Here is a 25,315-nt window from a genome sequence, read left to right on the forward strand (position 1 = left end):
GATCAGGAGGCCAAAATGAAACTCGAAAACTTTGCAAGCGTTCGCCGGTTCCTGTTGATCGCCCCGCTCGGCGCGGCGCTTGGCGGCTGCATGACCAGCACGCCGATCTGGGATGCGCACTTCGGACAAGCCGTGCGTTATTCGATGCAGGCGCAAATCATCGACCCGGATGCGGGCAAGCACGGCGCCGCGCAGCAGGGCGTGGACGGCAAGTCGGCGGCATCGGCGATGGACCTCTACGACAAGTCGTTCCAGCAGCCGCCGACCGCGTCGAGCCCCTACACGATCGGCGTGAGCGGCGGTGGTGGCGGCGGCGGCCAGTGAGCGGCGTCACGAGCAACCGTCCGGGGAAGGGAACAACAGCGGGGACCTACGATCATGATCGACATACTCATTACCTCGACAGACGCAGAGCGGCTTGCGCAGATCATGCGCACGATCGCGGGATGCGGCCCGTACCGCACGACGCGTAGCGTAGGCACACCGTTCGATCTCGTCGAGCGCGGCGACACGCTCGACGCCTTCGATGTCCTGATCGTCGATGCGCGAGGGTTGCAGGAAGCGCAGTTGCCCGCCGTGAGCGAGCTGTGCCGGCGCTGCGAGCGGCTCATGTGCGTGCTGCTGATTCCCGAGGCGTCGCCCGACGAGCTCATCGCGGCGATGCGCGCGGGCTTTCGCGACGTGGTCACGGGGCCGCAGGACGGCCGCGCGATAGGCGAGGCGTTGCAGCGCGCGATCGGCCAGCGTGCGCAAGGCAGCACGCGTGCGTCGCGCATTGTCTCGTTCATGTCGTGCAAGGGCGGCGTGGGCACGAGCTTCATCGCGGCGAACGTGGCGCATATCGTCTCGCAGACGCAGAGCCGCCGCGTGCTGCTGATCGACCTGAATCAGCTCTACGCGGACGCGGCGTTTCTCGTGACGGCGGATACGCCGCCTTCGACCTTGCCCCAGCTCTGCGCCGAAGTGGACCGCATGGACGTTGCGTTCTTCGACGCGAGCGTGATGCATGTGGCCGAGAACTTCGACATCCTCGCGGGCGCGGGCGATCCGATCAAGGCGGGCGAGATGCGTCAGGACCGGCTCGAATGGGTGCTCGGCGTCGCGACGCCGCGTTACGACTGCGTGATCCTCGATCTCGGCCAGACGATCAATCCGCTTTCCATGCTCGCGCTCGATCGCAGCGACGAGATTCACATCGTCTTGCAGGCGAGCATGCCTCATCTTCATGCTGGCCGCCGCCTCCTGGAGATCTTGCAGTCGCTCGGCTATGGGCCGGAGCGCATGCGCCTGCTGCTGAACCGGCAGACGCGTCACGGCGAGCTCATGCGCGAGGCCGCCGACAGCGTGCTCGGCATGAAGCCGTTGCTTGTCATTCCCGACGACGCGCGCGCCGTTGCGGAGGCGGTCAATCAAGGTGTGCCGATTGCCGTCGCGGCGCCTGGCAGCGCGGTGACGCGCGCTCTGCGCACGCTGGCGGCGAGCGTGGCGCCTCCGAACGCCAGCGGCGAGACAGCACGGGGCAAGGGCGAATCCGTGTTCGCGCGCATGCTCGGCCGCCAGACGCCGGCCAAACTCGGCTTGATGTAAAGGAGAAAAAACATGTCTCTTCGTGAGCAGATCTTTGCACAGCGTCTCGAGCCGACGATCGTCGAGCGCACCGACGCGGGCGGCCCCGCAACGGCCGCCGCCGCGGCGCCGGCCCGGGTGAAGACCGAGGCGTACCAGAAGCTGAAGTACGACATGCATCATGCGGTGCTCGAACGCGTGGAGCTGGAGCGGCTTTCGCGCATGCCGCAGGAGCAGATCCGCGGCGAGATCAACGCGCTCGTGGGCCGCATACTCGAAGAACAAAAGGCGCTTGCAAACGATATCGAGCGCAAACAACTGGCCATCGACGTGTACGACGAGATGTTCGGTTTTGGCCCGCTCGAGCCGCTGCTGCGCGACCCCACGGTCTCGGACATTCTCGTGAACACGTGGTGTCAGACTTACGTGGAGCGCCGCGGCAAGCTCGAACTCACCGACGTCAACTTCTACGACGACGCCCATCTCATGAAGGTGATCGAGAAGATCGTCTCGCGGGTCGGGCGGCGCATCGACGAATCGAGCCCGATGGTGGATGCGCGCCTGCCTGACGGCTCGCGCGTGAACGCCATCATTCCGCCTTCCGCGGTGGACGGGCCGCTCGTGTCGATCCGGCGGTTCGCGGTCTCGCCGTTGAAGGTTTCGGATCTGATCGAGCTGCAAACGCTCACGCCGCCCATGGCGCAGGTGCTCGAAGGCCTCGCGCGGGCCAAGGTCAACATTCTCGTTTCGGGCGGCACGGGCAGCGGCAAGACGACCATGCTGAACGTGCTCTCGGGTTTCATTCCGAACGACGAGCGCATCGTCACGATCGAGGACGCCGCCGAGCTTCAGCTTCGTCAGGATCACGTGTTGCGGCTCGAGACGCGTCCGCCCAACATCGAAGGCAAAGGCGAGATCACCCAGCGCGCGCTCGTGCGCAATGCGCTGCGGATGCGCCCCGACCGCATCATCCTCGGCGAAGTCCGCGGCGCGGAAGCGCTCGACATGCTCAACGCGATGAACACCGGCCACGAAGGCTCGCTCGCGACGATCCACGCCAACACGCCGCGCGACGCGCTCACGCGTCTGGAGAACATGATCAGCCTGGGCGGCCTTGCGTTGCCGCCGCGCACGATGCGCCATCAGATCTCGTCCGCGATCTCGGTGGTCGTGCAAGCCGCGCGCCTGACCGACGGCCGCCGCAAGATCGTGAGCATTTCGGAGCTGACCGGCATGGAAGGCGACATGATCAACATGCAAGAGATCTTCACTTTCAAGCGCACGGGGATGGACTCGAACGGCAACGTGCGCGGTCATTTTTGCGCAACGGGCGTGCGGCCGAAGTTCTGCGAGCGGTTCGCGGCATTCGGCGTGAACGTGCCGGACGCGCTTTTCGATCCGGGCCGGCGTTACGAAGCGACCTGATGTTGCCATTGATGTTGTTGCCGAGGGTTTCGGGAATCTTCCGGGGGAGTATGGCATGAGCACAACCTTCATTCTGGCAATCCTGCTGCTCTTCGTGGCCGTCGTGCTGGCCAGCCAGGGGGCGTGGGAGTGGTGGAACAGCCGGCACGGCGCCGTCGCGCGGCGCCTCGAATCTCGCCTTCAGGCCGTGGCTACGGGCGGGGCGGGGCGCAAGGAGGCGATGTCCATCCTCAAGGCGCGCAAGCTCGACGGATCTACGGTGTTCGAACGCGCGTTGCTGCTGTTGCCGGGTATCCGCACGTTCGAGGCGTGGGTGCAGCAGTCGGGCGTGAGCTGGACGACAGCGCGCATCGTTGCATTGTGCGCGCTGATGCCGGTGCTCGTGGCCGTGGCGGGGATGTTCGTCTACGTGCCGTTGGCGATGCTGGCGGCCCTCGCGGTGGTGACGGCGCTGCTGCCGGTGATGTATGTGCGCTATCGGCGCGCAAAGCGGATGATGCGCTTCCAGAAGCAGTTGCCGGATGCCTGCGACATGCTTGCGCGTGCGTTGCGATCGGGGCATGCGCTGGCGGGGGCGATCGACATGGTCGGCACCGAATTCGCCAACCCGATGGGCGCCGAGTTCCGTATCACGTTCGACGAGATCAACTACGGCGCGTCGCTCAACGACGCGCTGCTGGGGCTCGCGCAACGCGTGCCGGCCGGAGACCTGCGCTACTTCGTGATTGCCGTGCTGATCCAGCGCGAGACGGGCGGCAACCTGGCCGAGTTGCTGGACGGCATTGCGACCCTCGTGCGCGAGCGCTTCAAGCTGTTCGACAAGGTGCGTGTGCTCTCGGCCGAAGGCGTGCTCTCGGCTCGGGTGCTGTCTCTGATGCCGGTGTTCACGGCGGGGGCCATCGCCTTCGTGAATCCGGGCTTTCTGGAGGTGCTCTGGAAAGATCCGGGCGGCGTGATGATGCTCCAGGCCTCGGCCGTGATGATGGTGATCGGCGCGATCTGGGTGCGGCGCATCGTGCGCATTCACGTTTGAGGACGCCAGGTCTTGCGCCGGTAGAAAAAAGCGAAAAGGGGGAATCATGTTAGCGCTCGATTCAACGCGGTTGCTGTTGTTGTTGTGTCTCTTTGCCGGCGTGTTCGGCGTGACGTTGGGCGCCATGTATCTCTTCGCGCCCAGGACTTTGCGCCGGCGCATCGAACAGGCGGGCGGCGGCCGTAGCGCGGCAGCGCCCGGTGCGCAGCCCGACGACGGCAACGAGGCGTGGTACGAAAAGCTCGTGCAGATCTCGGAGCCGCTTTCCCGGCTGTCCACGCCGAAAGAGGGCTGGGAGGTTTCGGCGCTGCGTGTGCGCCTGATGAACGCGGGCTGGCGCACGCCCGGCGCCGTGGCGGTCTTCTTCGGCGCCCGCACGGTGCTCGCGCTGCTGCTGCCCACGCTGGCCGCCATGTGGCTCATCAGTGGCGGGGGCGTGACCTCGGTCACGCAGTTCTCCGTGGTGCTCGTGAGTCTCGTGGCATTCGGCTACTACCTGCCGGGCATCGTCCTCTCGCGCATCGTGGCCCGCCGCAAGCGCGCGATCTTCGAGGACTTCCCCGACGCAATCGATCTGCTGACGGTTTGCGTCGAAGCGGGCCTCGGGCTGGATGCCGCGCTGATGCGCGTGACGGAGGAGATCAAGCTGCGCAGCGCGGTGGTCGCGAGCGAGCTGGAGCTCACGCTGCTGGAAATGCGCTCGGGCTATTCGAAGGAGAAGGCGCTGCGCAACCTCGCCTTGCGCACGGGCGTTGACGACGTCGATTCGTTCAGCACGATGCTCATCCAGGCGGAGCGTTTTGGCACGAGCATCGGCGATTCGCTGCGCGTGCTCTCGGATACGCTGCGCACGCGCCGCCGCATGCTGGCCGAGGAAAAGGCCGCGAAGATCGCACTGAAGCTCCTGTTTCCGCTGATGTTCTGCATCTTCCCGACGCTGCTGGTGGTGCTCATGGGGCCCGCGATGCTTCAGATCTACCGGACGATGCTGCCGGCGATGAATGGTGGCTAGCCCGCGGCCGTAATGAACCAGGAAAGCGGACGAAGAAAACAGACCAGGCCCGGGATGGGCGATTCGATCGGGGGGGGTGTCATGGAATCAGCAAACATCGGCGCGCAGCCGCTCATGACGCGTGCGCATAGGGGACGAGCGGGCGGGGCTCAGTCGCGGCCGGTGCGCCGGCGGCGCGCGCAGCGCGGCGTGGCGGCGGTCGAGTTCGCCCTGGTGCTGCCGCTGCTGTTGCTGCTGCTGTTTGGCATCGTGGAAATGGGCTTTCTCCTGTACGACAAAAGCGTGATTACCAGCGCGAGCCGCGCGGCGGCGCGGCAGGCGGTGGCGTTCGGCGAGGACGCGACGGGCGTGCCGGTTTATCTGAGCGCATCGAGCGTGCAAGGTATCGCGACGGGCGGACTTTCGACCTTGCTGGTCAACTTCGGCTCGGGCTCGCCGAGCGTCACGATCACGAATTCGACCTCGGGCGTGGTCACGGGATCGACGCAGGCATGTAGTTCCGGCGCTTCGTTGACGGTCGCCGTGAGCTACCCGTTCACCGGTTTCGGGTTCGGCGCGTCGGCGGCGATCAATCCGCTGAGTACGGTGGCCAACGCGCTCACGTTGAGTTCGTCGACGACCATGAGCTGCGAATAGCCGGTGGGCGAACCGGCATATCGACTGGGGATGAATATGTACAGGACAACTACAGGTTGCCGCAAGGTTCGGCGCCAAAAGGGTACGGTGGCGATTCAGGTCGCGCTGATGCTCGTTCTCCTTATCGGCGCGGCGGCGTTCGCGCTCGACGTGGCGCGCTGGGTGATCGTGCGTCACCAGCTGCAAAACGCGGCTGACGCCGCAGCCCTCGCCGGGGTGAAACAGTTGCCTGGCCAGTTGGTTGCGGCCGCTTCAACCACCTTGTGGGCGTCGGCGGCGCCCGCCGCGAGCGCAGCGGCCGCCCAGTACGCGAGTGCGAATTCGGCCAACAACCAGGCGGCGTCGGCGCAGTCGGTGATGGTCGGCTATTGGGACGTCAATCGCGCCAACGTGGCGACTAACGCGCTCCCGCTGGTGCAGACCATTGCTTCGCCAACCTCCAAGCCGGCCGTGATGGTCACGACGGGCTTGCAGGGTGGAGCGAGCTTGCCGCTGATGCTCGGGAGCCTCCTCGGCGTGTCGAGCCTCAATGCCAGCGCTACGGCTGTCGCGGTCATATCGGCACCGGGCGCGGCGCTGCCGGGTGCGCTCTTTCCGATGGTCCTGAATCAGTGCATCTACCAGAATTCCACGTACTGGAGCAACGGGAAACCTGTGTCCGGCATGCCGCTTCAGATGGGCGTTGGCGGGGCGATCACGATTGCGGGCACGACTTGCGCGAGCGCCGCAGGTCAATGGACAACACTGAATGACACCGCCTGTGGGTCGATCAACAGCGTGCCAGCGATTCAGTGTCTGATGCAAAACGGAAACTCGGGTCCGCTCACCACTACGAGCAATGCGCAAACACCTTGTGTGCAGCAACCTGTCAGCTGTACCTACGTTCAGCCTGGCACGAAAGCGGAGCTATACGACAGCAGCAACTATCCCACCTTGCCGATTGTGGTGACCGTTCCGGTCGTCGCCGACGGGGCGACGGCGCTCAACGGCAGCAGTACGCCGATCCTCGGTTTCGCGTCGTTTTCGATCGATGCCGTGTATAAGGCGGGGACCTCGTCCCCGTGTGCCAAATGCATTGTCGGGCATCTCGTTTCGGGCGTCGCGGGCAGCACGACGGCGGGCGGCACGACGAGCAGTTACTACGGCGCGGTCACCCCGCCCAGTCTCGCGGTGCTGCCGACAAACGACTATTACTGAATCGTGACAGTCGGTCCGGCGTGGCGCTTCTCCGCGCGCCGTCCGGCGACCAGTGCGGGTATGGCTCGATAGCGGCGAAGTGCACGTCGCACGGCGTGCCTGGCTGCCACGAGCGACGTTTATCCTGGCCCTGAAAAGGGCGCAGGGCCGGTCCAGGCCGGATGGCCGCCAGGCGTCCCGCAAGGTCGTTTGTGGGCCGACGTACATAGCGGCGGTCAAATTTGACATCCCCCGCCTTGCCAGGTGGCAAGCTGGAGCCCCGATCTCCCAAACCAGCAGGACCGAGGCGCCATTGGCCAGAACAGAGTGCGAATCGCACGGGGAGTGCACGCATGGACTGGAGTCGCTGGTACAGCTTGAAAAGCTACGTGCGGTCCTCGCTGTGGACCGTGCCGCTCATTGCAGTCGCGATCTATGCCGTGGTGAAGCCGCTGACCGAAATGCTCGGAAGGTGGATGATCCGGCAAGGGATCCTCGATCCGAAAACGGGCTTTTTCGGGCTGTCCATGACAGGCGCCCGGTCGTTGCTCGCGGACATCGTTTCCGCGGACCTGGCGTTTCTGGTCTTCACGTTCGGTTCATTGCTCGTCGCCATCCAGGTGGCCGGCGGCCAATACACGCCGCGCATCATCGCGACGACGCTGTTGCGCGACAACATCATCCGTGGCATTTCGGGGTTGTTCGTTTTCGCTTTGCTGTTCGCCAACAGAACGGCGGGCTGGATGGGCGAGGACGAGGTCCACCAGCTTCAGGTTTTCATAGCGGCGCTGCTCGGATTCGCTTCAGTCGTCGCGTTTCTTTTCCTGATCGACTACGCCGCGAAATTTCTGCGGCCAGTGAGTCTCGTGGCTCGCGTTGGGGAGCGCGGGCTCGCCGTGATCGACAGCGTCTATCCCGCGCCATCCAGCGGTGTCGCGACCGCGCCGGAGCGTGACAAGGAGCGCGGCACGCCCGATCGCGTTGTTCGCCTGGCAGGCAGCTCCGGCATCGTGCTGGCCGTGAACATGAAGATGCTCGTGGCCGAAGCGCGGCGCGCCAATTTGATCATCGAGTTCGCACCGCAAGTCGGCGATTTCGTTGCCGTGGATGAACCGCTGTTCTATCTGTACGGCAACACGGGTGCCATCAATGAAACGCGGTTGCGCACGCTTGTTGCCTTTGGAACGGAACGCACGATGGAGCAGGACCCGATGTTCGCGTTTCGCATCCTGGTCGATATTGCGCTGAAGGCGCTGTCGGCGGCGATCAACGATCCGACCACGGCCGTCCTTGCCATCGACCAGTTGCACCGGCTCTTGCGGATGGTGGGAAAGCGCTCGCTGCGCATCGAAGAAATTGCGGACAAGTCCGGGCAGGTGCGCATGATCCTGCGAACACCCAACTGGGAAGATTTCGTGCATATCAGTTTTCGCGAGATACGACAGTGCGGAGCCGGCAGCATCCAGATTGCACGGCGTCTGCGCGCGGCGATCGAGAACCTCATCCAGAGCCTGCCGGAGCATCGTCATGATGCGTTGTACATCGAGTTGAGCCTGCTCGATCGCGCGATTGCTTCGAAGCTGGAGTTTGCCGAAGACGTTGCGTTGGCGCGCATTCCCGACTCGCAGGGACTGGGCGGTTCGGCAACCTCGATAGCGAACAACTAGCCCATCAGGAGGCAACCGATGCGCAAACTCATCATGGGCATTGTTGAATTTCGCGAGAAAATGTTGCCCCACTACGCCGAGCAGTTCAGCAAACTGGCGCTCGCGCAGACGCCGGATGCGCTCTTTATCACGTGCTCGGACAGCCGGGTCGTGCCGGACCTGCTTGCCTCAACCCATCCGGGCGATCTGTTCACGATGCGCAATGTCGGCAACCTGATACCGCCGGCAACCGCCGAGGGGGTCTCGACCGGCGACCTTTCTGAGGCGAGCGCAATCGAGTACGCTGTGCTAGTGTTGAAAGTCGCGAATATCGTCGTGTGCGGACATTCGGAGTGCGGGGCGATGAAAGCCGTGCAGACACGCAGCGCCAAACTGAAAGCGCCCAACCTCGATAAATGGCTGTATCACGCGAGCAATGCCGCGTTTCGCCTGGAGCAAGAAGGGCCGCTCGATGGCAGTTTGAAACCGCACGATCAATTGTCGCAACTCAACGTACTCGTGCAGCTCGAGCATTTGATGACTTACCCGATCGTTCGCCAGCAGGTTAGCGCCGGTGCGCTGGTATTGAGCGGGTGGTGGTTCGACATCGCGGCTGGCAATATGTACGCCTATGAGCGCACGAGCCGCTCATTCGAAGTCATCGACCGCGCGATGGCGGAGCGCATGGTCGCGCGCCTTGCCACACGGGCGCGCTGAAGGGAGGTTTTCCAGTTCTGCCCGCAGCACAGAGTGGTCACAAGCCGGATGTCCCGCCCAGGCGTGGCCTGTCCGACCCGGATTACGACGAACGCTTTGGTGAGCATGGACAATTTACTGACTCTCGCTACGGATCCGGCCGCCTGGGCCGCTCTTGTGACACTCGTCACCATGGAGGTGGTGCTCGGGATCGACAACCTCGTCTTCATTTCCATCGTCAGCAACAAGCTGCCGGCCGCGCAGCGCTACACGGCCCAGCGGATTGGCATCGGGCTTGCCCTCGTGCTGCGCCTTGGTTTGCTCGGCACGGTGGCGTGGATCACGCGCTTGACCGAACCCGCGGTATCGCTGTTGGGTCATGCGTTTTCGTGGCGTGACCTCGTTCTGATTAGCGGCGGCCTCTTTCTCGTCTGGAAGGCGACGACGGAGATTCACCACAACGTCACGGGCGATGAGGATGAGCATGCCGATAACGGAGCGCCGGCCGTGCACGCGATGTTGACGCCGCAGGCCGCAATCGTTCAGATCCTGCTGCTCGACCTGGTGTTCTCCATCGACAGCATCGTTACCGCCGTGGGCATGACCAGTCATGTGACGATCATGTACATCGCCGTTATCGTAGCGGTTGTCGCGATGCTGGTCGCGGCGGCTCCGCTCTCCAGGTTCATCGAACACAATCCCACCATCGTCATGCTGGCGCTGAGCTTTCTCCTGGTGATCGGCATGACGCTCATCGCGGAGGGCTTCGGCTCTCACGTGCCCAAAGGCTACATCTACGCTGCGATGGCATTTTCGGGGTTCGTCGAAGGCATGAACATGCTCGCGCGGCGCGCCCGAATGCGCCGTCGTTTGCGCCAGGCCGCCCAGTAGCGGAGGTAAGGGAGGTAAGGCGCTCGTCTCGTCGAGATGAAATCAAACGTGACCCCTGAGGGAAAACGCTTCCACCGTCTATATTGACTACTAAGCCGGGCGCTCCCGGACAGCACGACGTGTGAAGCGGAGGCAAAGATGGGCACCCGGTCCGGCAAGGCGTCGCAGGTCGTGCGGTGGTGTCTGAAGCCTGTGCTGTGGCTCCTTGCGGCGGCGATCGTCGGATCGCCTGGCGGCTTACTGCGGACTTCGCTGGCAGGTGAGTCTCAAGGTGTGAATGCGTCGACTGAAAAAATCGGCCAGACCCCGGGGCAACCCTCCCTCGCCGATGAAGAGAAGGCCATTCACAAGCTACTCGACGAGAATCCGGACGGAGAGACGCGGCTTGCGCTGCTGATTGTGCTCGTTCAGGATTACTTCGACGCGGACGACCCCGCCGACGCGAGGCGGGTGATGGAAAGCATCGTTGATGACGCGCGGATCCCGGCTGGCCGACGCTCCCTGACCGCATCGGGACTCGCCCTTGCGTATGCGGTGGAAAACGACTTCGTGCGTAGCCAGCGGCTCGTGAATCAGGCGAAGACACTGGCCGACCAGACGCCCGCCGCCGAGCTTGAAACCCTTCCGGAAGAACCGGCCTACGAGTATCTCGCCGCCGAGGCGGAGCTTGCGCGCCGCGCGTTGAATCAACATGACACGGCGTTGCGCAAGGTGCGCGAGGCGGCCGATCTGGCGAGAAAAAATCTCGACAACCCGTTGCTCAGTGAACATCGTCACGAGGAAGCCGCGAATCAACTGCTCGACGAAGTCGATCATCTCGTGGATTTGCAAACGCAGAACAATAGGCGAACCGAGGCGCTGAACTACGCGAACGGGATGCTGTGGGACATCGACCACGATCCGCGGCTCAAACCTGACGCCGCCCAGCGCGCCCGCGTCGAGGTTGCCGTCACAATCGCGCTCATGTCCAACGACGACTACGATGGCGCACTCTTCTGGATCGACAAAGCCATCAAGGGGTATCAGGATGCCGGCGTGCTCCCCTATACGTTCACCTATGCGGACGCGCTGCGCTTGCGCTTGATGATCGGGCTTGCCACGAATCGCCTGGCCGACTACAAGGCCGATGCAGACGCTTTCCAGTACGCGGCGTCGATCAATCCGGTCGTGGCTAAAACCCCGAGCAAGGACGAGCGGCTTTCGGTGATACTCGCGACGCAGGGGAACTGGCCGGCAGCCGAGTCGAGCCTTTCACGCGTGCTGGCGTACAACCTCAAGGACCAGGGGGCGCAGAGTCCGTTCGTCAAGTATCAGTCTGCCATGTTGATGCTCTATCGCCTTGAGGACCCCGAAAGAAAGGTCAGCGAAAGCGATATCTCCCGATACGTGACGCCCATGCTTGGCCAGAACGACGATTGGGACGCGTCCGGTAGCGCGGGGGCGTTTGTCGAGGACGGTGCGCTTGCCATGTGTCTGAGCCGCCTGATGGACGACGGCGCGCAAGGTCAGGCACTCGCCTTTCGTATCGCCGAATTGTTTCACATGAATGCGACCCAGGGCGCGATGAGCGATGGCGCAGCGCGCCTGGCGGCGCTCACACCGGAACTGCGCAGCCTGGTCGAGCAGGAGCAGATGGCGCGCCGTGCAGAGGACACCGAACGAATGGGGCTTTCGGGGCTGAGCGCACGCCTCGCCAGAATCGGCACGGAAACTACCGGCGATAAAGGGAATGCGATCGCCAGTGTCAACGATGCCGAGAAAGCCATGAATGCCTCGGCCGAGGATCTGGCCACGCTGCACGCGCGCATCAACAAACAGTTTCCCGAGTACCGGCGGCTGGTGTCGCCCGCCGTTCCCACCCCGGAACAGGTCGGCGCGGCGCTGCATGCCGATGAGGTGTATGTCGACTTCTACGTCGGACGCGAGGCGACCTACGCGTTCGTCGTCAACGCCAAAGGCGCGCTGCATGCCATACGACTCAACGTCACGCGCACAGACCTGAAAAAGCGGATCCTGGCGCTGCGCAACGCATTCGATGCGGGCGTTCCGCCGCGTCGGGCGGGGGACCTGGCCGGGTTCGACATGACAGCGGCAGCGGATCTCTACCGCTTGCTGATCTCGTCAATCCAGGCCGATATCGAAGGGGCGAAAACGGTGTACATCGCCACGAGCGGCGTTCTCTCGAGCCTGCCGTTCGACGTGCTCGTGACGGCACCCGCCACGGACCTGGCGAGTGCGCACTGGTGGATCGCCACGACCATGCCGGTGCGTATTCCGAATGCCTCGGCGCTTGTGCTCACCCGCAGTCATCCGGCAACGCACGCTGCCGGGCCGTTGATCGCGTTCGCCGATCCAAGCTTCGACGGCCGCGATCCAGCCACGATCGCCGCCCACCCTGCGAACGGAACGCCCGCACGAGCGTTTCCGGTTGAGGGGGGCGCTGCTGCGTTCGATTACCATCGCGTCGCGCCGCTGCCCGAGACACTCGACGAGGCGACCTCGATCGCGAAGACGCTCAATGCCCCCGGTCACAGCGTGCTGTGGGGCAAGAGCGCCTCGCGCAGCGAAGTGATGAAACGGGATCTGTTGAACGATCGCGTTGTCCTGTTCGCCACGCACGGCATCGTGGCGGGCGAAGTGCCCGGCTGGCACAAGGCGGGACTCGCGCTGGCCTATGAGGGAAGCGGGCTGCGCGATTCGGTTCTCACGGCGGACGATATCGTGACCTTGCGGTTGAATGCCGACTGGGTGGTGCTGTCCGCCTGCAACACGGGACTCGTCACCGGTAACGCGGGAGATGCCATGTCGGAACTGTCCCGCGCATTTTTTGCGGCGGGGGCGCGCTCGATACTCCTTACCCAGTGGGCCGTTGAATCTCGATCGGCGACGCAGGTGACGACCGGTGTATTCCGGACGTATGCCAGCGATCCGTCGCTCTCGAAGGCCGAGGCACTGGCGCGTACCGAGCGCGACATGGCCGGCGGGAAGGAAGGGGAACTCTATCGTCACCCGTATTTCTGGGGCGCATATGCTCTTGCCGGTGACGCGGCCCGCTGATCTTCGGTCATGCGTGGCCGGTGAAAACCGGTCTCCTTCCCGTTGAGAGGAGATCCCGTGTGTGCGAATGCCCGTGTGCGGGTCAGCCGTCGAGTTCGTTCAGGAAGGCGAGCAGCAACCGGTTCACTTCCTGCGCTCGCTCGCGTTGCAGCCAATGGCCCGCACCGTCGAGCAGGTGAGAACCGCGCAACCCCGGCAGCACTTGCGGCAACGCGGCGACGCGCTGCTGCATGCCTGGAAACCTGAGTATGTCGTCGCGCGCGCCACCCAGGAAGAGTGAGGGCTGACGAATCGGGCAACCATACCAGGGGGCGAGCAGTTCCGCGCTCCTGCGGATCGCGCGGTACCAGTTCAATCCCCCACGGAAGCCGGTGCGCCGGAATTCGCCGACGACGTAATCGAGGTCGTCCTGAAGCAGCCAGTCCGGCAATGTGTCGGGGTCGACGGTGTTGTCGAGGATGCCCGCGCCCGGCGTGAGGATGCCGGCGACCACTCGGCCGGGGCCGTCGCCCGACATGCTGAACGTCAGGCGGCGCAGGGTCGCTGCGACATCGGCCTGGAGTTCTTCCTCAGCCACGCCCTCCTGCTGGAAGTACTGCATGTAGAAGGTCGTCACGCCTTGCCGCTCGAATGCGCTCAGCAAGTCGGTCTTCGCAGGCGGGGTATAGGGGACGCTCAGTCCGACGACGGCACGGAAGACATCGGGCCGTAGCAGCGCACTGTGCCACGCGGCCGGTGCGCCCCAGTCGTGGCCCACGATCACCGCCGAACCGGCGCCGAGTATCCGCACCAGTTCCACCATGTCGCCGGCGTGATGCAGCATCGTGTACTGCGCGGGGTCGGCCGGCGCGTCGGTGCCGCCGTAGCCGCGCATGTCCGGCGCCGCGGCGCGGTAGCCCGCGTTAGCGACCGCGGCCATCTGCGCGCGCCAGGATATCCACGACTCCGGAAACCCGTGGCAAAACACCACGAGCGGCCCGTCGCCCTGAAGCGCCACACGCATGCGGATGGCCCCGACCTGAAGCGTTTCGAGCTGCACCTCACGGGGGGTGCTCATGCTGCCTCCGTTGCGGCAAGCAATTGCGCAATACGCTGCGCCGCATCCGAAGCCTTGGCCCCGACGGTTTTGATCAAGTCCTGCACGGCAGCGTCCATCACCACGCCCTTGAGCACCACAACCTGCCCGTTGAGGCGGCACTGCCTGAGCCAGGCGCTCAGGTCGGGGTTCTGCTGCCAGCGCGCGGCATTGGCGAGCGTCGGCAGCCACATGCGCAGGTAATCGACCGGCAGTTCGGGCGCGGGAACGGGCATGCTCATCGCGTTTTTTTCCTTCTCATTCGTCACGTGCGCTTCGATCCAGGCGATCACGCTGCCCGAAAAAACCGGCTGGCACCAGCGGACCATCAGGAGGTTGATCACATCATCCTGGAACACCGGCACGTCCGGCACCGGCTGGATCGCGCAGGCAGTGCAGTCGATGTACAGCGTATCAGGATCGGCGGCGAGTTCACCGTTTTCCAGTACGATGCGCGACGGCTCGATCGCGTGCACGCGGCCAAGCCGCACGATCTCACCGATCTTGCGCAACTGGGCCATCTCGCCGCGCGAAACGAGTGCGCAGCGGTACGTCGTGGGGTTGATGGCAGGGTCGATGCGCATCAGCGCGCCGCCCGCTTCGAGTCGCCGGAACAGGTCGGGGACGTCGTTTGCGTCGCGGATCGCATCGAATTGCACCACGCTGTTCTCGAAATAGCGCCGCCAGCCCGTCGGGCCGGGCTGCATGTTGGCGCGGTCCATCACCCAGGCGTCGCGCGGCATGATCCAGCGGATACGCTCGTGCGGCACACCGTTCTCGATCAGCCAGATGCACGCGTCCATGCCGGTCTTGCCGGAGCCGACAACGGTGTAGCACGCGTAGGGCTGCATCACCTTCGGCAAGCCGTTGCAGGCAATGCATTGCACCCCGGCGGCCACGCGGTATTTGGGCGGGTGCGTGGACGGCACCTCGGTTTTCGCATGCGTGCCGTTCACCCATTTGCGCCGCGCGCGCACTTCGTACTCGGCGCCGGTCAGCAGCGAGCGGAAGCGGTGCGTGCGGCCGTCACTCGCGAAGTGATCGCATTTCGGGAACCACTGCACGCGGCCGGAGGGAATGAAGCGCTGTTTCATTACCTGCTCGAAATGCGTGAGCACCTCGGCTCCCGAGGAAAGACCCAGCATGCCTTCGTTAAAACCCGTGGTTTCATGCGACCAGTCGCTCAGTTCGCGCGACGCCACGCCATACCAGGCGGACGGTTGGTGCAGCCGCACATACGGATAGGCGTCGTTCCAGTGGCCGCCGGGACGGTGGTGGCGATCCACCATCACGACTTGCGCATCTGGCGACTCGGTGAGCAACGTGTCGACGAAGGCCATGGCGCTGGCGCCCGTCCCTGTCACGAAGTAGTCGGACTCGATCGATGGCATGTCACCCTCCTGACCAGGAGACTTTGAAGCCGTGTCTTGACGATCCCGGTGCGGGACACGGTTGCTGCGTTTCTACGTAGCGCGATTCAAGGGAATATAAGCGATCAACGGGCGTGCACGCGGTCGGCTGGTTCTGGTTGTAATGGCTTCAGGCGGAACATGGGGCGACGAAGCCTTCGAGAGCGGGCGAGGTCAATGGGGAAGGGTGCCTCTGGCCGGCGCGGCGGCAATCCGCGACGCCTGGCGGTTTTCGGCACGATTTCCTCAGGACCATAGGCGACGTGCAGCAAGCGGCAAGCGATTCCGGTGAAGAAGTGTCGGTGAGCGCACACAGCGAATAGCGGTATGCAAACAGACGTTCCGGCCGCTTGAAACCGACCCGGAGCGGACAATTCGGGCCCGAGCCCGAGCCCCAAAATGCTCGCTTGCAGTTTGCCTTCAGCCTTCGCGTTCAAGCGGGGTGGCGCTTCGGAATTCGAGCCACATCGCCATGTCTGGGGAGTGACCGTTCAGGCCCTTTCTTCTAGCCGTCGACGCTCACGAGGGGATTCCACTGCATGTCATCGTACAAAAGCGCTGCATGTGCTACCGTGGATGCCAGGAGCCAGCAGGACGTTTCAGTCGAACACCGTAAGGATGCTCATGGAATTCAACAATGGCGCTGTACTTGAAGCTCTTCGTCTTGCTTTGTATCGACAGATACCGTGGCACAAACGCCCGGCCATTTTCACGTCGCTTCGCTCGCAGGGGCTGATCGACACCATCGACCAGAAGCCGCCGCCTGGCACGAAATTCCTCCCGACACTCCAGATTGCCATCCTGACCGACAAAGGACAGAAAGAAATCCGGCGCATCGAGGCGTCAACGCATGTATCCGGTTGGCTGGACGACGATTATTTCGCAACGTTCCTTGCGGACGTGGCGTTTCCCTGATCACGCCTCGTTGCGCGCGTGCGGGTCCGTCACACGGCAGCCAGAAAGGACTAATCCGTCGATTGCGGTGCCCGGATTGCGTTTGATACTCGCCGCGTATAGACGCGCCAAACGATTGCGCTGAGATAACACGAAAAATCCCAACGGGTATTTTCGTGTCCATTTTCCGGATCGAGTCGGCGGACTTCAATCTCCGGGCGGCTATTCACGCCGCCAGGCGCTGACCGAACAGTGCGTTGGGTCTCCTGCTGCACGAGCAGCCGCGTCAGTTCGCACGCCCGAAGATTGCCCTCAATCGCGAGCGTGAACATGGCCCACTCGCGGATATTCGACAACATCGGCAGCCTGGCGCGAATCGCCCGGATTATCCGCGCGGCGATAGCACGACGTTTAGCCGCCGGGCTTCATCGCGCGCCGTGGCAAGCGTGACGTTCCTCATCCTGATCGCGCCGTGGTCGTTGACGGTCATCGTTGCAACGACGGCGGGTGCGTCGGCATCCGCGCCCGCCGCAAGCAGGGCGTTGATGGCTTCGAGGTTGCGAGACCAGATCGCGACGGCGAGCGGGTTTGCCTTGACCATCGGCGGAATCAGGCCCACGGTCTGCGCGCCGTGATGGCGTGCCGCCGCCAGCAGGCCGTCGAATTGCGGAATCGACGCGCTTTGCGCCTGCGTGAAGGTCAGCAGCCAGGGCGTTGAGAGCGCATGCCTGTCGAACGACGGCTGCGATGCTAGCAGCTTCAACGTTTGCGCGAAGTGCGCGTTGTTCGCCATGATCGGCGCTTCGAGGGTCGATCCGCCGCGTTTGCCAAACTCGGGGAGCGCCAGCGGCATCGTCTCGTTCAGATGCAGGTAGAGTGCGATGGCCTCGGTGTCGCAGGTTTCGATGGCGCGTGCCTTCGAGGCGTCGTCGAGCCCGTAGCCGAGGTGCTGGAGACGCCCGCGGTCATCCTGTGGCACGACGGCGCTGCGAATGGCTTGCGTGTCGTTCTGGAGGTTGCGCTCGCTGGCGGCGAGCGCATCGACCTTGCCGTGCAACCGCAACAGCGATTGCTGGAGCGTGCCGAGGGTCGGAATGGCGGAGCCGAGCGCACTCGGGTTGGGCGCGTCGCCGTGAGTGCACGTCGCAAACGCGAGCGCCGCGCCGCCGCTGCTGATCATGGCCGTGAGCCAGAGTTTGCGTGAGCGCGCATAGAACGCGAGGCGTCCCGGCATCGGTGTCAGGCGCCGGCGCTGCTGTTCGAGATGGCTGGCGCCGAACAACAGGAGCAGCAGGCACAGCGCGCCGAGCACGGCCGCGACGCGGCCGGCCACGTGTCCGAGCGCGGGCGCGAGCAGATCGAGCACGACCGTCGAGGCGGTCACGGCCGCATTGACCGGCGATACCCAGTCCGACGACAGCTTCAGTGCGCCGCGCACCGCTGAGTCGCCGTTCGGCGGGGTAGGCGGCACGGCAGCGAGATCGGGCTCTTCCATCAGGCGAACTCCGGCGGGTTGATCGGCGTTACTTGAAGGGCCACGACAGCCCGAGCGACTTCTCGAAGTGGTAAATCGCCATGAGCATGCGCATCGTCAGTTCGCGATGGTGCAGATAGAACTGATGCATGGCGACGCAGAACGCCAGCACGAAGAGCGGCAGCAGCACGATCGTTCCCGCGATCTTCAGATACCACGGCGTTGCGCGCTTGCCGTTGGCCACCCGCCGCGCAAACCAGCTATACAGCAGCACGCACAGCGGCAGTGCGAGCACGCCGGCCACGCCCATTTCGATGCGGTGATGGGTATAGATGCTGTATTCCGGCCCGTTGACGGCCACGTTCAGCAGGGCGCCGATGGCGGGAAAGCCGCGGCTCGTGAACCAGCACAACAGATCCACCAGCAACGTATAGACGGCGAGGCAGGACAGCGCGAGCGAGAACGAGCCGCGAAAGCCGAAGCGCACGCGCACGCCGCTGCCAAGACGCGCTGCGGCGCGCAGCGCAACGAAGTACCCGCAGACGGGCAACAGCACGAAAGTGAGCGTGAGCGCCCAGAAAAACGGGGCGAGCGGGCCGGCCACCAGAATCCAGAGGAACAGCAGACCGGCTGCGGCCAGGAAGGCCAGCACCTGGATGGGATCTTTCCAGTTGAGTTCGCTGGCGATAGCGCCGAGCGCCGACCCTGCCGCCGCCATACCGCCCGGCCCGTGCTGCGCCTGCTGGCGATAAGCCACTTTGATCTGTGCGCCAAGAGCCGTGTCGTAAGCGTTCACGCCGGCTTCCCGCTGCGTTTGCGGGCTCGCGAACACGCCCTGGCTGCCCGCCTGGAACGTGCCGTCCGGATTGCGTCCCTGTTCGTCGCTCATGGTGGGCTCCGCAGCGTCAATGCGCCATCTGCGAGGCCGACGGCACCGATACGACCCACGCGCGGTGATCGTCGGTGTTCTCGGCGAGGTCGTAGCCCATCGCAAACATTAGCTGTGCGAAGAGATTCATGCCGTTCGTGCTCACGAACGACTGCACGTAGCCCGAGCCTTGCGGGAAGTTGTTCTTCGGCGGGTTCGGGCCGGTGGTGCGGCGCGCGCCCGTGTTCGCCCCCTGCGCGAGCGAGCCGCCCCAGAGCAGGAACTGGCCGCTGTCGGCGGAAACGATGTTGTTCGGGATATCGTTGCCGCAGAACTTCACGCCGTCGAAGTGCTGGCTGTGGCCTGCGTCATGCCACAGCACCACGGAGACGTTCATGCAGTAGTCGGGACCGTACGAGAAGGTCCCGATGCTGTGCGCGTAGGCCGTGGCAGGCAGGCTGTTGATCGTGATGGCCGCGCGCGGCCAGCCGTTGCCGCCGTCCTGGAGCACGTGAGAGAGGCCCGAGTCCTTGAAGTGGCCCGGGCCCGGTCCCATGACGGCGGTGGTCATCCCGTTCTTGAGACCGTCCGTGAACTGCGAGACGGAATTGCCGAAGTTGGTCGAGCCGGCGCAACCGGCCAGCAGGCCGGCCAGCGCCGTCGCCGTGCCGAGTGAAGTGAGCAAAGCTTTTTTCATCGTGTGTCCTCTCGCTTTGAGCTTGACGTGAGCCTTATTGCTTGACGCAGAGGCCTTCGACGAAGAAGCCGTTGCCGTTGACTTCGTCGAGGTAGTAGAGGTTCGTCGACGAGACCGGCAGGAACATCATCGCGCTCTGCACGGTGTTGCCGTTGCTCGTGGTGCGCAGCAGCCCGGCCATCAATCCGTTCACGCCGCTTGCCAGCGCGGGCGTCGAGGACGATGACGCGGCGTTGAACGTCGCATTGAAATTCAGCGTGAACGGGGCGGCGTTCTGGCCGGATGGCGTGAACGTCGTGCCCGCAATCGTCACGCGATTCGCCACGATGTCGCCGAGCAACTGGTTGTTGTCGCTGGTGTTCGGTTCCGAGCACAGCCACGTGCCGTCGTATGCGCCGCTCGTCAGGGGCTGCGCCGTGTGGAACACCCACGAGCCGGTCCGGAACGTGCCGTCGCTGTTCGAGCCCGCCTGATCGAGCATCAGCGTGACGGCGCTGCCGCTCGTGCTCGCGAAGAGGCGGCCGAAGGACTTGCCGTTCAGCGTCATGTCGAAGGCGCCCGGGTACGTGGTCTGGTCAGGATCGACGGTGATCGTGCCGGTGTCGGCGATGCTTGCGTTGCTGTCGTCCATACAGTTCGCGCCGTAGGCGGCGCTCGGGCAGGCGCGGAACGTGCCGTCGGCGTTGATCAGCATCTGGCCGCTGTCGGCGTCCTGCGAACCGACTGGTACGCCGGCTTTCGTGTAGTCGCCCGAGAGCTTGATGAAACTGTACGTGCCCGCGAGGCCCGCCACCGTGGTCACGCCGTTGTTCGATGCGGCAATCTGGCCGGAGAGCGTTTGCGATCCGCTGCCTGCCGTCACGTTCGGCACGTTGCTGAGCTGGCCGCTCAGGACGCCGTGGTTGCTGCTGTCGCTAACAACGCCGAACTGCATGCCAACCGCGTTCGCCCCGGCCGCGAGCGCGGCCGGCACCGTGCCGCTTGCCTGGAAAGACGTCACGATGTAATTGCCGTTCGTCAGCGTGTAGTTGCCCACGAGCTTGCCGGTGAGGCCGAACTGCGAATCGATGAAAGTCGTCGTCACCTGGCCCTTGGCCGGGGCGTCGATCTGCACGGAGATCGTGTCGCCGAAGCTGACCGTGCCGATATAGGTCTGCTGCGCGGCGAGCGGTTGCGCCTGCGCCTGTCCTGTCTGCGACCCGCTGCCCGACTGGCTCGAAGCGCTGCTGCTGCCGTTGCTCCCGCTGCCCCCGCCGCAAGCAGACAACACCGCGCACACCCCAATGCAAACCAGTGTCTTGTTCATGCTGGATTCCAGATTCGATTATTTGACTTATGAAATTTGATTTTCTTGCCGACGGAAATTCCGCCGGACGGCCCGGCCATTCGATTTTTATCCGCTCGCAAACGTAAAACAGCGAAAAAATTCACTGCAAGTGCTATTCGTTTGAGCCGTAGATGCATTTCGCATAAGGGCCGCCAATAGCAGGTTGTCCACGCCTTTTGGCAGGGAATGTCCTTTACGGCCCGTCGGTGTGGCATTCTCCAGCGAGTGTGCCCGGGGGCGCATGATCAAAATTGATCATGTGAATGAAACAGGTCGGCCGCACACTAGATGCGAATTAGAAAGAAAAATATCCGAGGCCGATTGGCAGCTTATGGCAACACGTGAAGTCAAGACCGGTAAAACGGACGCGCTCGATGCGATCCTCACGCAGTTCTACGACGCCGTGCTCGAACCGGACGCTTTGCTGCCGGCGCTGGCGCGCTTCGACCATTGGGTGGGCAGCACGCTGTGCCATATGCTCGGCTGGAATCGCGTGCACGATTGCGCGCAGTTCAGCTTCATGACGCGCCCCGAGTTTCTCGCGACCGGCGACGCGTATGCGAATTACTATGCCCCGAAAGATCCTCGGCGCGCGTTGGTCAACCGCCTCGCCGAGGGAATGGTCGTTCAGTGTGCGGACTATTTCGATAGCGGTTATGTCGATCGCAACGAGTTTTACCAGGATCTCCTGATTCAGAACTCGCTTCGATACAGCGCAGGCGGCTGCGCGTTTCGCGACGATTCCGTCGACGTGCTCATTGTCTTCAATCACTGCGTGGGCCAGCCGGCATTTTCCACGGCGCAGATTCAGGGCCTCAAGCGACTATTTCCGCATTTGCGGAAAACGCTGCACCTCATGAGCCGCACGGAAACGCTGCGCGCGGGGCTGTATGCCGGAGAGGCCGGTTTGCAGTCGATGGGGCAGGCATTGATCGTCCTTAACCGGCAGCAGGACATTCTGTTCTGCAACGAGGGCGCCGAAGCCATCTTGCGGGAGCGTCACACGCAGCGTGCGCTGCCGCTGCGGATGGCGGGCACGTCGTTGTGGAGCGCGGCGCTCGGTGATGTGCTGCGTCGCGTCCAGCTTACGCGCCGCACCGAAAGCCTGCTTGCACCCGCGCATGACGGCAGCCATGTCCTCACCGTCATCGCGCTGCCGCGCGAGGGCATCGGCCAGCGCGCGCAAACGGTCGCGCCGATGCACGGCCAGCCATCGTGGCGGGGCGGCGCCGTGCCACCGGGGCTGATTCAGCCGTTTGGCCAGGCCGACCTCATGATTCTGATTTCGCGCCAGCATCACGAGGACGCGATTTCCGCCGCTCAACTCGCGCAGTTGTACGCACTCTCGCCCGCCGAGGCGCGCCTCGCCCATCACCTCGCGAAAGGGCTCTCGATCGAGGAGCATGCCGTCACCGCGGGCGTGTCGATCACCACGGCACGCAACCAGTTGCGCGCCGTGCTCGGCAAGACCGGTTACCGGCGCCAGCAGGACCTCGTGCGGGCGTTGTCGCGGTTGCCGGCGTCCTCGACATCGGTGCAGTGAGAGAACGGCAAGAAGCGAATCATGGCGCAACGTGAAGTCACGACCGGCAAGCCGGAAACGCTGGATGAGATGATTGTGCGGTTCTACGACGCGATCCTCGATCCGGGCGCGCTGCTCCGTGCGTTGACGGAATTCGATCGCTGGATCGGGAGCCGTCTGGCGCATATGGTCGGCTGGGACGCGCGCACGCAGAGCGCGCCGGTCAACCTGATGACGCGTGCCGAGTACATGCACGCGGGCGAGGCCTACGCGCAATACTACGGCAAGATCGACCCGCGCCGCGCGGTGGTACTGCATCAGCCGGTGGGGCGCGTGTTCCAGTGCGCGGACTATTTCGACAACCGGTACGTGGACCGCAGCGAGTTCTATCAAGACCTGCTGATTCCCAACGGCATGCGTTACATCCTCGGCGGCTGCGTGTATCGCGAGGACGCGCTCGACATCTATCTGGTTTTCAATCATGCGGTGGGCCAGGCGTCGTTTTCTACGCAGCAGGTGCAAGCCGTAGACCGACTGATGCCGCATTTGCAGAAGACGTTGAAGCTCATGCTGCGCAGCGAGTCGCTGCGGGCGGGAATCGTCGCCGGAGAAATGGCGCTCGCGTCGATGGATCAGGCGATCGTCGTGCTCAATCCGGCCAACGAGGTCGTGTTCTGCAACCACAGCGCCGAAGCGCTGTTCAAGGCGCAGCGCATTTTGCGCGTGTCGGGGCGCCGCATCGAATCGGCGAGCTTCTGGAACGATACGTTGTCGGGCGCGATCGGCCGCGTGCGCGAGAGCGGCAAGCCCGAAAGCCTGCCCGTGGGCGCGGGTGCGGGCGCGCAGCAGCGCTATCTCACGGTGCTTGCGCTGCCGCGCGCGCTCGGCACCGGAAGCGGGCTCACGCTCGCGAGCGCCGACATCATGATCGTCGTGACCGAAGCGGAGCGCAGTGCCGCGGCCTCGGAACGGCAACTGTCCCAGTTGTTTGGTTTGACGGCTGCCGAGGCGCGTCTCGCGCATGGACTCGCAAAAGGACTTTCGATCGAGGAATATGCGAATGCGTGCGGCGTGACAATTACGACCGCGCGTAATCAGTTGCGCGCGGTACTCGCTAAAACAGGCTATCGCAGGCAGCAGGACCTGGTCCGCGCACTTGCGGTGTTGCCGGCGATCGCGGGCCCGCGTGTTGGTGAATGAATCGCTCGAAGGGCGGCCCGGATCGTCCTGTGCTTAAGCGCGAAGGCAGGCCAGGCTTGCAGCACGGGGGGCATCGCATCGCGGATCTGCGTCGGGTGTGGCCAAGGGATGTTCGAGAACGTTACTTTGAGCGACGGCTTGCGAGGCTGAGCCGACGCATGCATGAGCGCGATGCGCGACGGTGCTTTCTGGCCGGCTACCGCCCGATATTGTCGGCCGGGAACCGCTGAATGGCTCGAGTCAGCGGTTGTGTTGCGACCGGCTTTTCTTGCGGCCGCCCAACCACCACATCGTGGCTCCCCAAAAAATACCGCCGACCATGAACATGCCGATATTTCTGGCGACATCTGCCATTCCGACTTCGTGGTGCTGGAGAAACTGAATCGCAGTGAAAATGACAGCCGTACCAATACCCCACGCCAGGACCCCACGAACTACGACAAATCGCAGCATTGAATTCTCCATACGAGTACGACAGGTTGATCAAATACACATAACACATCAGAAGCTTTTCAAAAGACTCAACCTGGACAGCGAGATCGACAGGTAGCGACGAATTGTCGACGGTTTTGCCAGCGGTGTCGAATGCTTGAAAGTGGCCGCGTGCAGAAGGAGGGGAGCCCGCATTGAACTCCGGAGTGGTGGGAGTCGAGAACTTCTGGAGGTGATCAGCGATGATACGTATACACGAAATACGTCGGTCCCGCCAAAATTGAACATCTACTTCGCGACGATCAGTTGTAGCTAGACAGCATGGGAGGGTAAAGCTATGCCACTCAATGAGCATCTGGCGCAGGCGCCCAGGCGCGGCATGATCGTGCGCTCAAAAGAGACACTTGAACCGGGGCTTTCGATCTTCAAACTCGGTCACCGATTCGACGGAAACGTGTGCCAAAGTGACGAGCAAGTTATTTCCAAACCTTGGTGGTTCACGGAAGCAACCGTCGAATCCATTGACCACGTGGCTCAAAATGCTAATGAGAGCCTGTCCGAAGTGTTTCGACGTTTTGGAGCCGTTGCGAAGAGATGGGGCGGGTCAGCCGACTTGATAGTCAAGGCACGCATCGCAGCCCCGGTAATCGCTTACATCGGCCCTGGCACGATTCAGGACTTTAGGGAACAGGAGCATGAGGAGAGTAACAATACCTGGGACATGCCACTTTGGGTCCCGTCGCCGAATATTGCGCAACTTTATATCCCTCTCGCCAAAAAATCAGACTCGTTATCTTCCGTGACAATGGCCGCACTTCGAGACATTTATATCGTTCCCATAGATGAGTGGGAGAGAGGCTACATCTACGGAAATCCCGATTCAAAATGGAAGCTATAGGGTTGCTGAACGGAGTCGATGACTGAATACCTGCCTGTTCAGGAACTTACGACTGAAACTGGCCGAACCCGAAAGTTCATTGACTATCACCGATCCGCATTCCCTCTGGCAGCGCCGAACTGGATCGCTCAGCACCGGAATGGCGGGTTTCGGCTTCGAAACCGCCATCCACGTCAGGCTAACTTCGGTTTGCCGCTCGCGCATGTCGTTCGCGTCTCGGCATTTGATATTTTTCGAAAGAGTTCAGCCTTTACTGGTGTTCGCGATTTACTCGCCCAGATACGCTGCGCGCACCTTCGGATCGTCGAGCATCTGCTTGGCCTCGCCTTCCATCGTCACGAGACCCGAGTCCATCACGTAGCCGCGATTCGCCGCCTGCAA

Annotated in this window: 22 protein-coding genes and 1 pseudogene; 15 read left to right on the forward strand and 8 right to left on the reverse strand. The window is 63.4% G+C overall.

Going from position 1 to position 25,315, the window contains the following annotated elements; translation table 11 throughout:
• Positions 1-15 precede the first annotated feature (15 nt).
• From C7402_RS41910 to C7402_RS41960, 11 genes are all read left to right on the forward strand, one after another.
• Positions 16-324, forward strand: a complete 309-nt coding sequence (locus C7402_RS41910) for a hypothetical protein (RefSeq protein ID WP_116614750.1) — start codon at positions 16-18, stop codon at positions 322-324.
• A 54-nt stretch (positions 325-378) separates the two neighbouring features.
• The gene (locus C7402_RS41915) at positions 379-1,587 is read left to right on the forward strand and encodes a CpaE/TadZ family protein (RefSeq protein ID WP_116614751.1); all 1,209 of its coding nucleotides are present in this window, start codon (positions 379-381) and stop codon (positions 1,585-1,587) included.
• Positions 1,588-1,599: 12 nt separating this feature from the next.
• On the forward strand, positions 1,600-2,991 hold the full coding sequence (locus C7402_RS41920) for a TadA family conjugal transfer-associated ATPase (protein WP_116614752.1): 1,392 nt from the start codon (positions 1,600-1,602) through the stop codon (positions 2,989-2,991).
• A gap of 55 nt (positions 2,992-3,046) precedes the next feature.
• Entirely contained in the window at positions 3,047-4,024 is a 978-nt protein-coding gene (locus C7402_RS41925) for a type II secretion system F family protein (RefSeq protein ID WP_112171538.1), read from the forward strand.
• Between the two features lie 46 nt (positions 4,025-4,070).
• Positions 4,071-5,036, forward strand: coding sequence for a type II secretion system F family protein (locus tag C7402_RS41930; RefSeq protein WP_112171539.1), 966 nt, complete (start codon positions 4,071-4,073; stop codon positions 5,034-5,036).
• A gap of 81 nt (positions 5,037-5,117) precedes the next feature.
• Positions 5,118-5,672, forward strand: a complete 555-nt coding sequence (locus tag C7402_RS41935) for a TadE/TadG family type IV pilus assembly protein (protein WP_224038526.1) — start codon at positions 5,118-5,120, stop codon at positions 5,670-5,672.
• Between the two features lie 36 nt (positions 5,673-5,708).
• Positions 5,709-6,869: a pilus assembly protein TadG-related protein gene (locus C7402_RS41940; protein WP_279635609.1), complete on the forward strand. Its 1,161-nt coding sequence runs from the start codon at positions 5,709-5,711 to the stop codon at positions 6,867-6,869.
• 221 nt (positions 6,870-7,090) lie between these two features.
• On the forward strand, positions 7,091-8,515 hold the full coding sequence (locus tag C7402_RS41945; protein ID WP_244315065.1) for a DUF2254 domain-containing protein: 1,425 nt from the start codon (positions 7,091-7,093) through the stop codon (positions 8,513-8,515).
• A gap of 18 nt (positions 8,516-8,533) precedes the next feature.
• A complete protein-coding gene (locus C7402_RS41950; protein ID WP_116614755.1) occupies positions 8,534-9,211 on the forward strand; it encodes a carbonic anhydrase in 678 nt (225 codons plus the stop codon).
• Positions 9,212-9,316: 105 nt separating this feature from the next.
• A complete protein-coding gene (locus tag C7402_RS41955; protein WP_165842116.1) occupies positions 9,317-10,081 on the forward strand; it encodes a TerC family protein in 765 nt (254 codons plus the stop codon).
• A 138-nt stretch (positions 10,082-10,219) separates the two neighbouring features.
• Positions 10,220-13,138, forward strand: a complete 2,919-nt coding sequence (locus C7402_RS41960; protein WP_116614756.1) for a CHAT domain-containing protein — start codon at positions 10,220-10,222, stop codon at positions 13,136-13,138.
• Positions 13,139-13,220: 82 nt separating this feature from the next.
• On the opposite strand, the gene C7402_RS41965 is transcribed toward C7402_RS41960, so the two are convergent.
• Together C7402_RS41965 and C7402_RS41970 are read right to left on the reverse strand one after the other, a co-directional pair.
• The gene (locus C7402_RS41965; RefSeq protein ID WP_116614757.1) at positions 13,221-14,195 is read right to left on the reverse strand and encodes an alpha/beta fold hydrolase; all 975 of its coding nucleotides are present in this window, start codon (positions 14,193-14,195) and stop codon (positions 13,221-13,223) included.
• A complete protein-coding gene (locus C7402_RS41970) occupies positions 14,192-15,604 on the reverse strand; it encodes an NAD(P)/FAD-dependent oxidoreductase (RefSeq protein ID WP_116614758.1) in 1,413 nt (470 codons plus the stop codon). The genes C7402_RS41965 and C7402_RS41970 overlap by 4 nt, the downstream gene beginning before the upstream one ends.
• 642 nt (positions 15,605-16,246) lie before the next feature.
• Here C7402_RS41970 and C7402_RS41975 point away from each other — a divergent pair.
• Positions 16,247-16,537, forward strand: a complete 291-nt coding sequence (locus tag C7402_RS41975; protein ID WP_133254641.1) for a hypothetical protein — start codon at positions 16,247-16,249, stop codon at positions 16,535-16,537.
• Between the two features lie 364 nt (positions 16,538-16,901).
• On the opposite strand, the gene C7402_RS41980 is transcribed toward C7402_RS41975, so the two are convergent.
• From C7402_RS41980 to C7402_RS41995, 4 genes are read right to left on the reverse strand one after another with little or no spacing between them, the layout of a single operon-like run.
• Complete coding sequence (locus C7402_RS41980; protein ID WP_116614760.1) at positions 16,902-18,011, reverse strand: hypothetical protein; 1,110 nt, start codon at positions 18,009-18,011, stop codon at positions 16,902-16,904.
• A gap of 28 nt (positions 18,012-18,039) precedes the next feature.
• Positions 18,040-18,879, reverse strand: a complete 840-nt coding sequence (locus C7402_RS41985) for a hypothetical protein (RefSeq protein WP_116614761.1) — start codon at positions 18,877-18,879, stop codon at positions 18,040-18,042.
• 16 nt (positions 18,880-18,895) lie between these two features.
• Positions 18,896-19,555 (reverse strand): hypothetical protein, encoded by a 660-nt coding sequence (locus C7402_RS41990; protein WP_116614762.1) that lies wholly within the window; start codon positions 19,553-19,555, stop codon positions 18,896-18,898.
• A gap of 34 nt (positions 19,556-19,589) precedes the next feature.
• Positions 19,590-20,861: a hypothetical protein gene (locus C7402_RS41995; protein ID WP_116614763.1), complete on the reverse strand. Its 1,272-nt coding sequence runs from the start codon at positions 20,859-20,861 to the stop codon at positions 19,590-19,592.
• Between the two features lie 262 nt (positions 20,862-21,123).
• Between C7402_RS41995 and C7402_RS42000 the strand changes: the two genes are divergently transcribed.
• A complete protein-coding gene (locus tag C7402_RS42000) occupies positions 21,124-22,425 on the forward strand; it encodes a helix-turn-helix transcriptional regulator (RefSeq protein ID WP_133254642.1) in 1,302 nt (433 codons plus the stop codon).
• A gap of 21 nt (positions 22,426-22,446) precedes the next feature.
• Positions 22,447-23,604, forward strand: coding sequence for a helix-turn-helix transcriptional regulator (locus tag C7402_RS42005; protein WP_116614765.1), 1,158 nt, complete (start codon positions 22,447-22,449; stop codon positions 23,602-23,604).
• Between the two features lie 240 nt (positions 23,605-23,844).
• On the opposite strand, the gene C7402_RS47535 is transcribed toward C7402_RS42005, so the two are convergent.
• Positions 23,845-24,057: a hypothetical protein gene (locus tag C7402_RS47535; protein WP_116614766.1), complete on the reverse strand. Its 213-nt coding sequence runs from the start codon at positions 24,055-24,057 to the stop codon at positions 23,845-23,847.
• 316 nt (positions 24,058-24,373) lie between these two features.
• On the opposite strand from C7402_RS47535, the gene C7402_RS42015 reads away from it, so the two are divergent.
• A complete protein-coding gene (locus C7402_RS42015; RefSeq protein ID WP_133254643.1) occupies positions 24,374-24,934 on the forward strand; it encodes a hypothetical protein in 561 nt (186 codons plus the stop codon).
• A 267-nt stretch (positions 24,935-25,201) separates the two neighbouring features.
• Here C7402_RS42015 and C7402_RS42020 read toward each other — a convergent pair.
• A pseudogene (locus C7402_RS42020) lies at positions 25,202-25,315 on the reverse strand (ABC transporter ATP-binding protein); the annotation flags it as partial.

It is taken from the genome of Paraburkholderia unamae, from assembly GCF_003096875.1.
GTDB classification, from domain to species: Bacteria; Pseudomonadota; Gammaproteobacteria; order Burkholderiales; family Burkholderiaceae; genus Paraburkholderia; species Paraburkholderia unamae.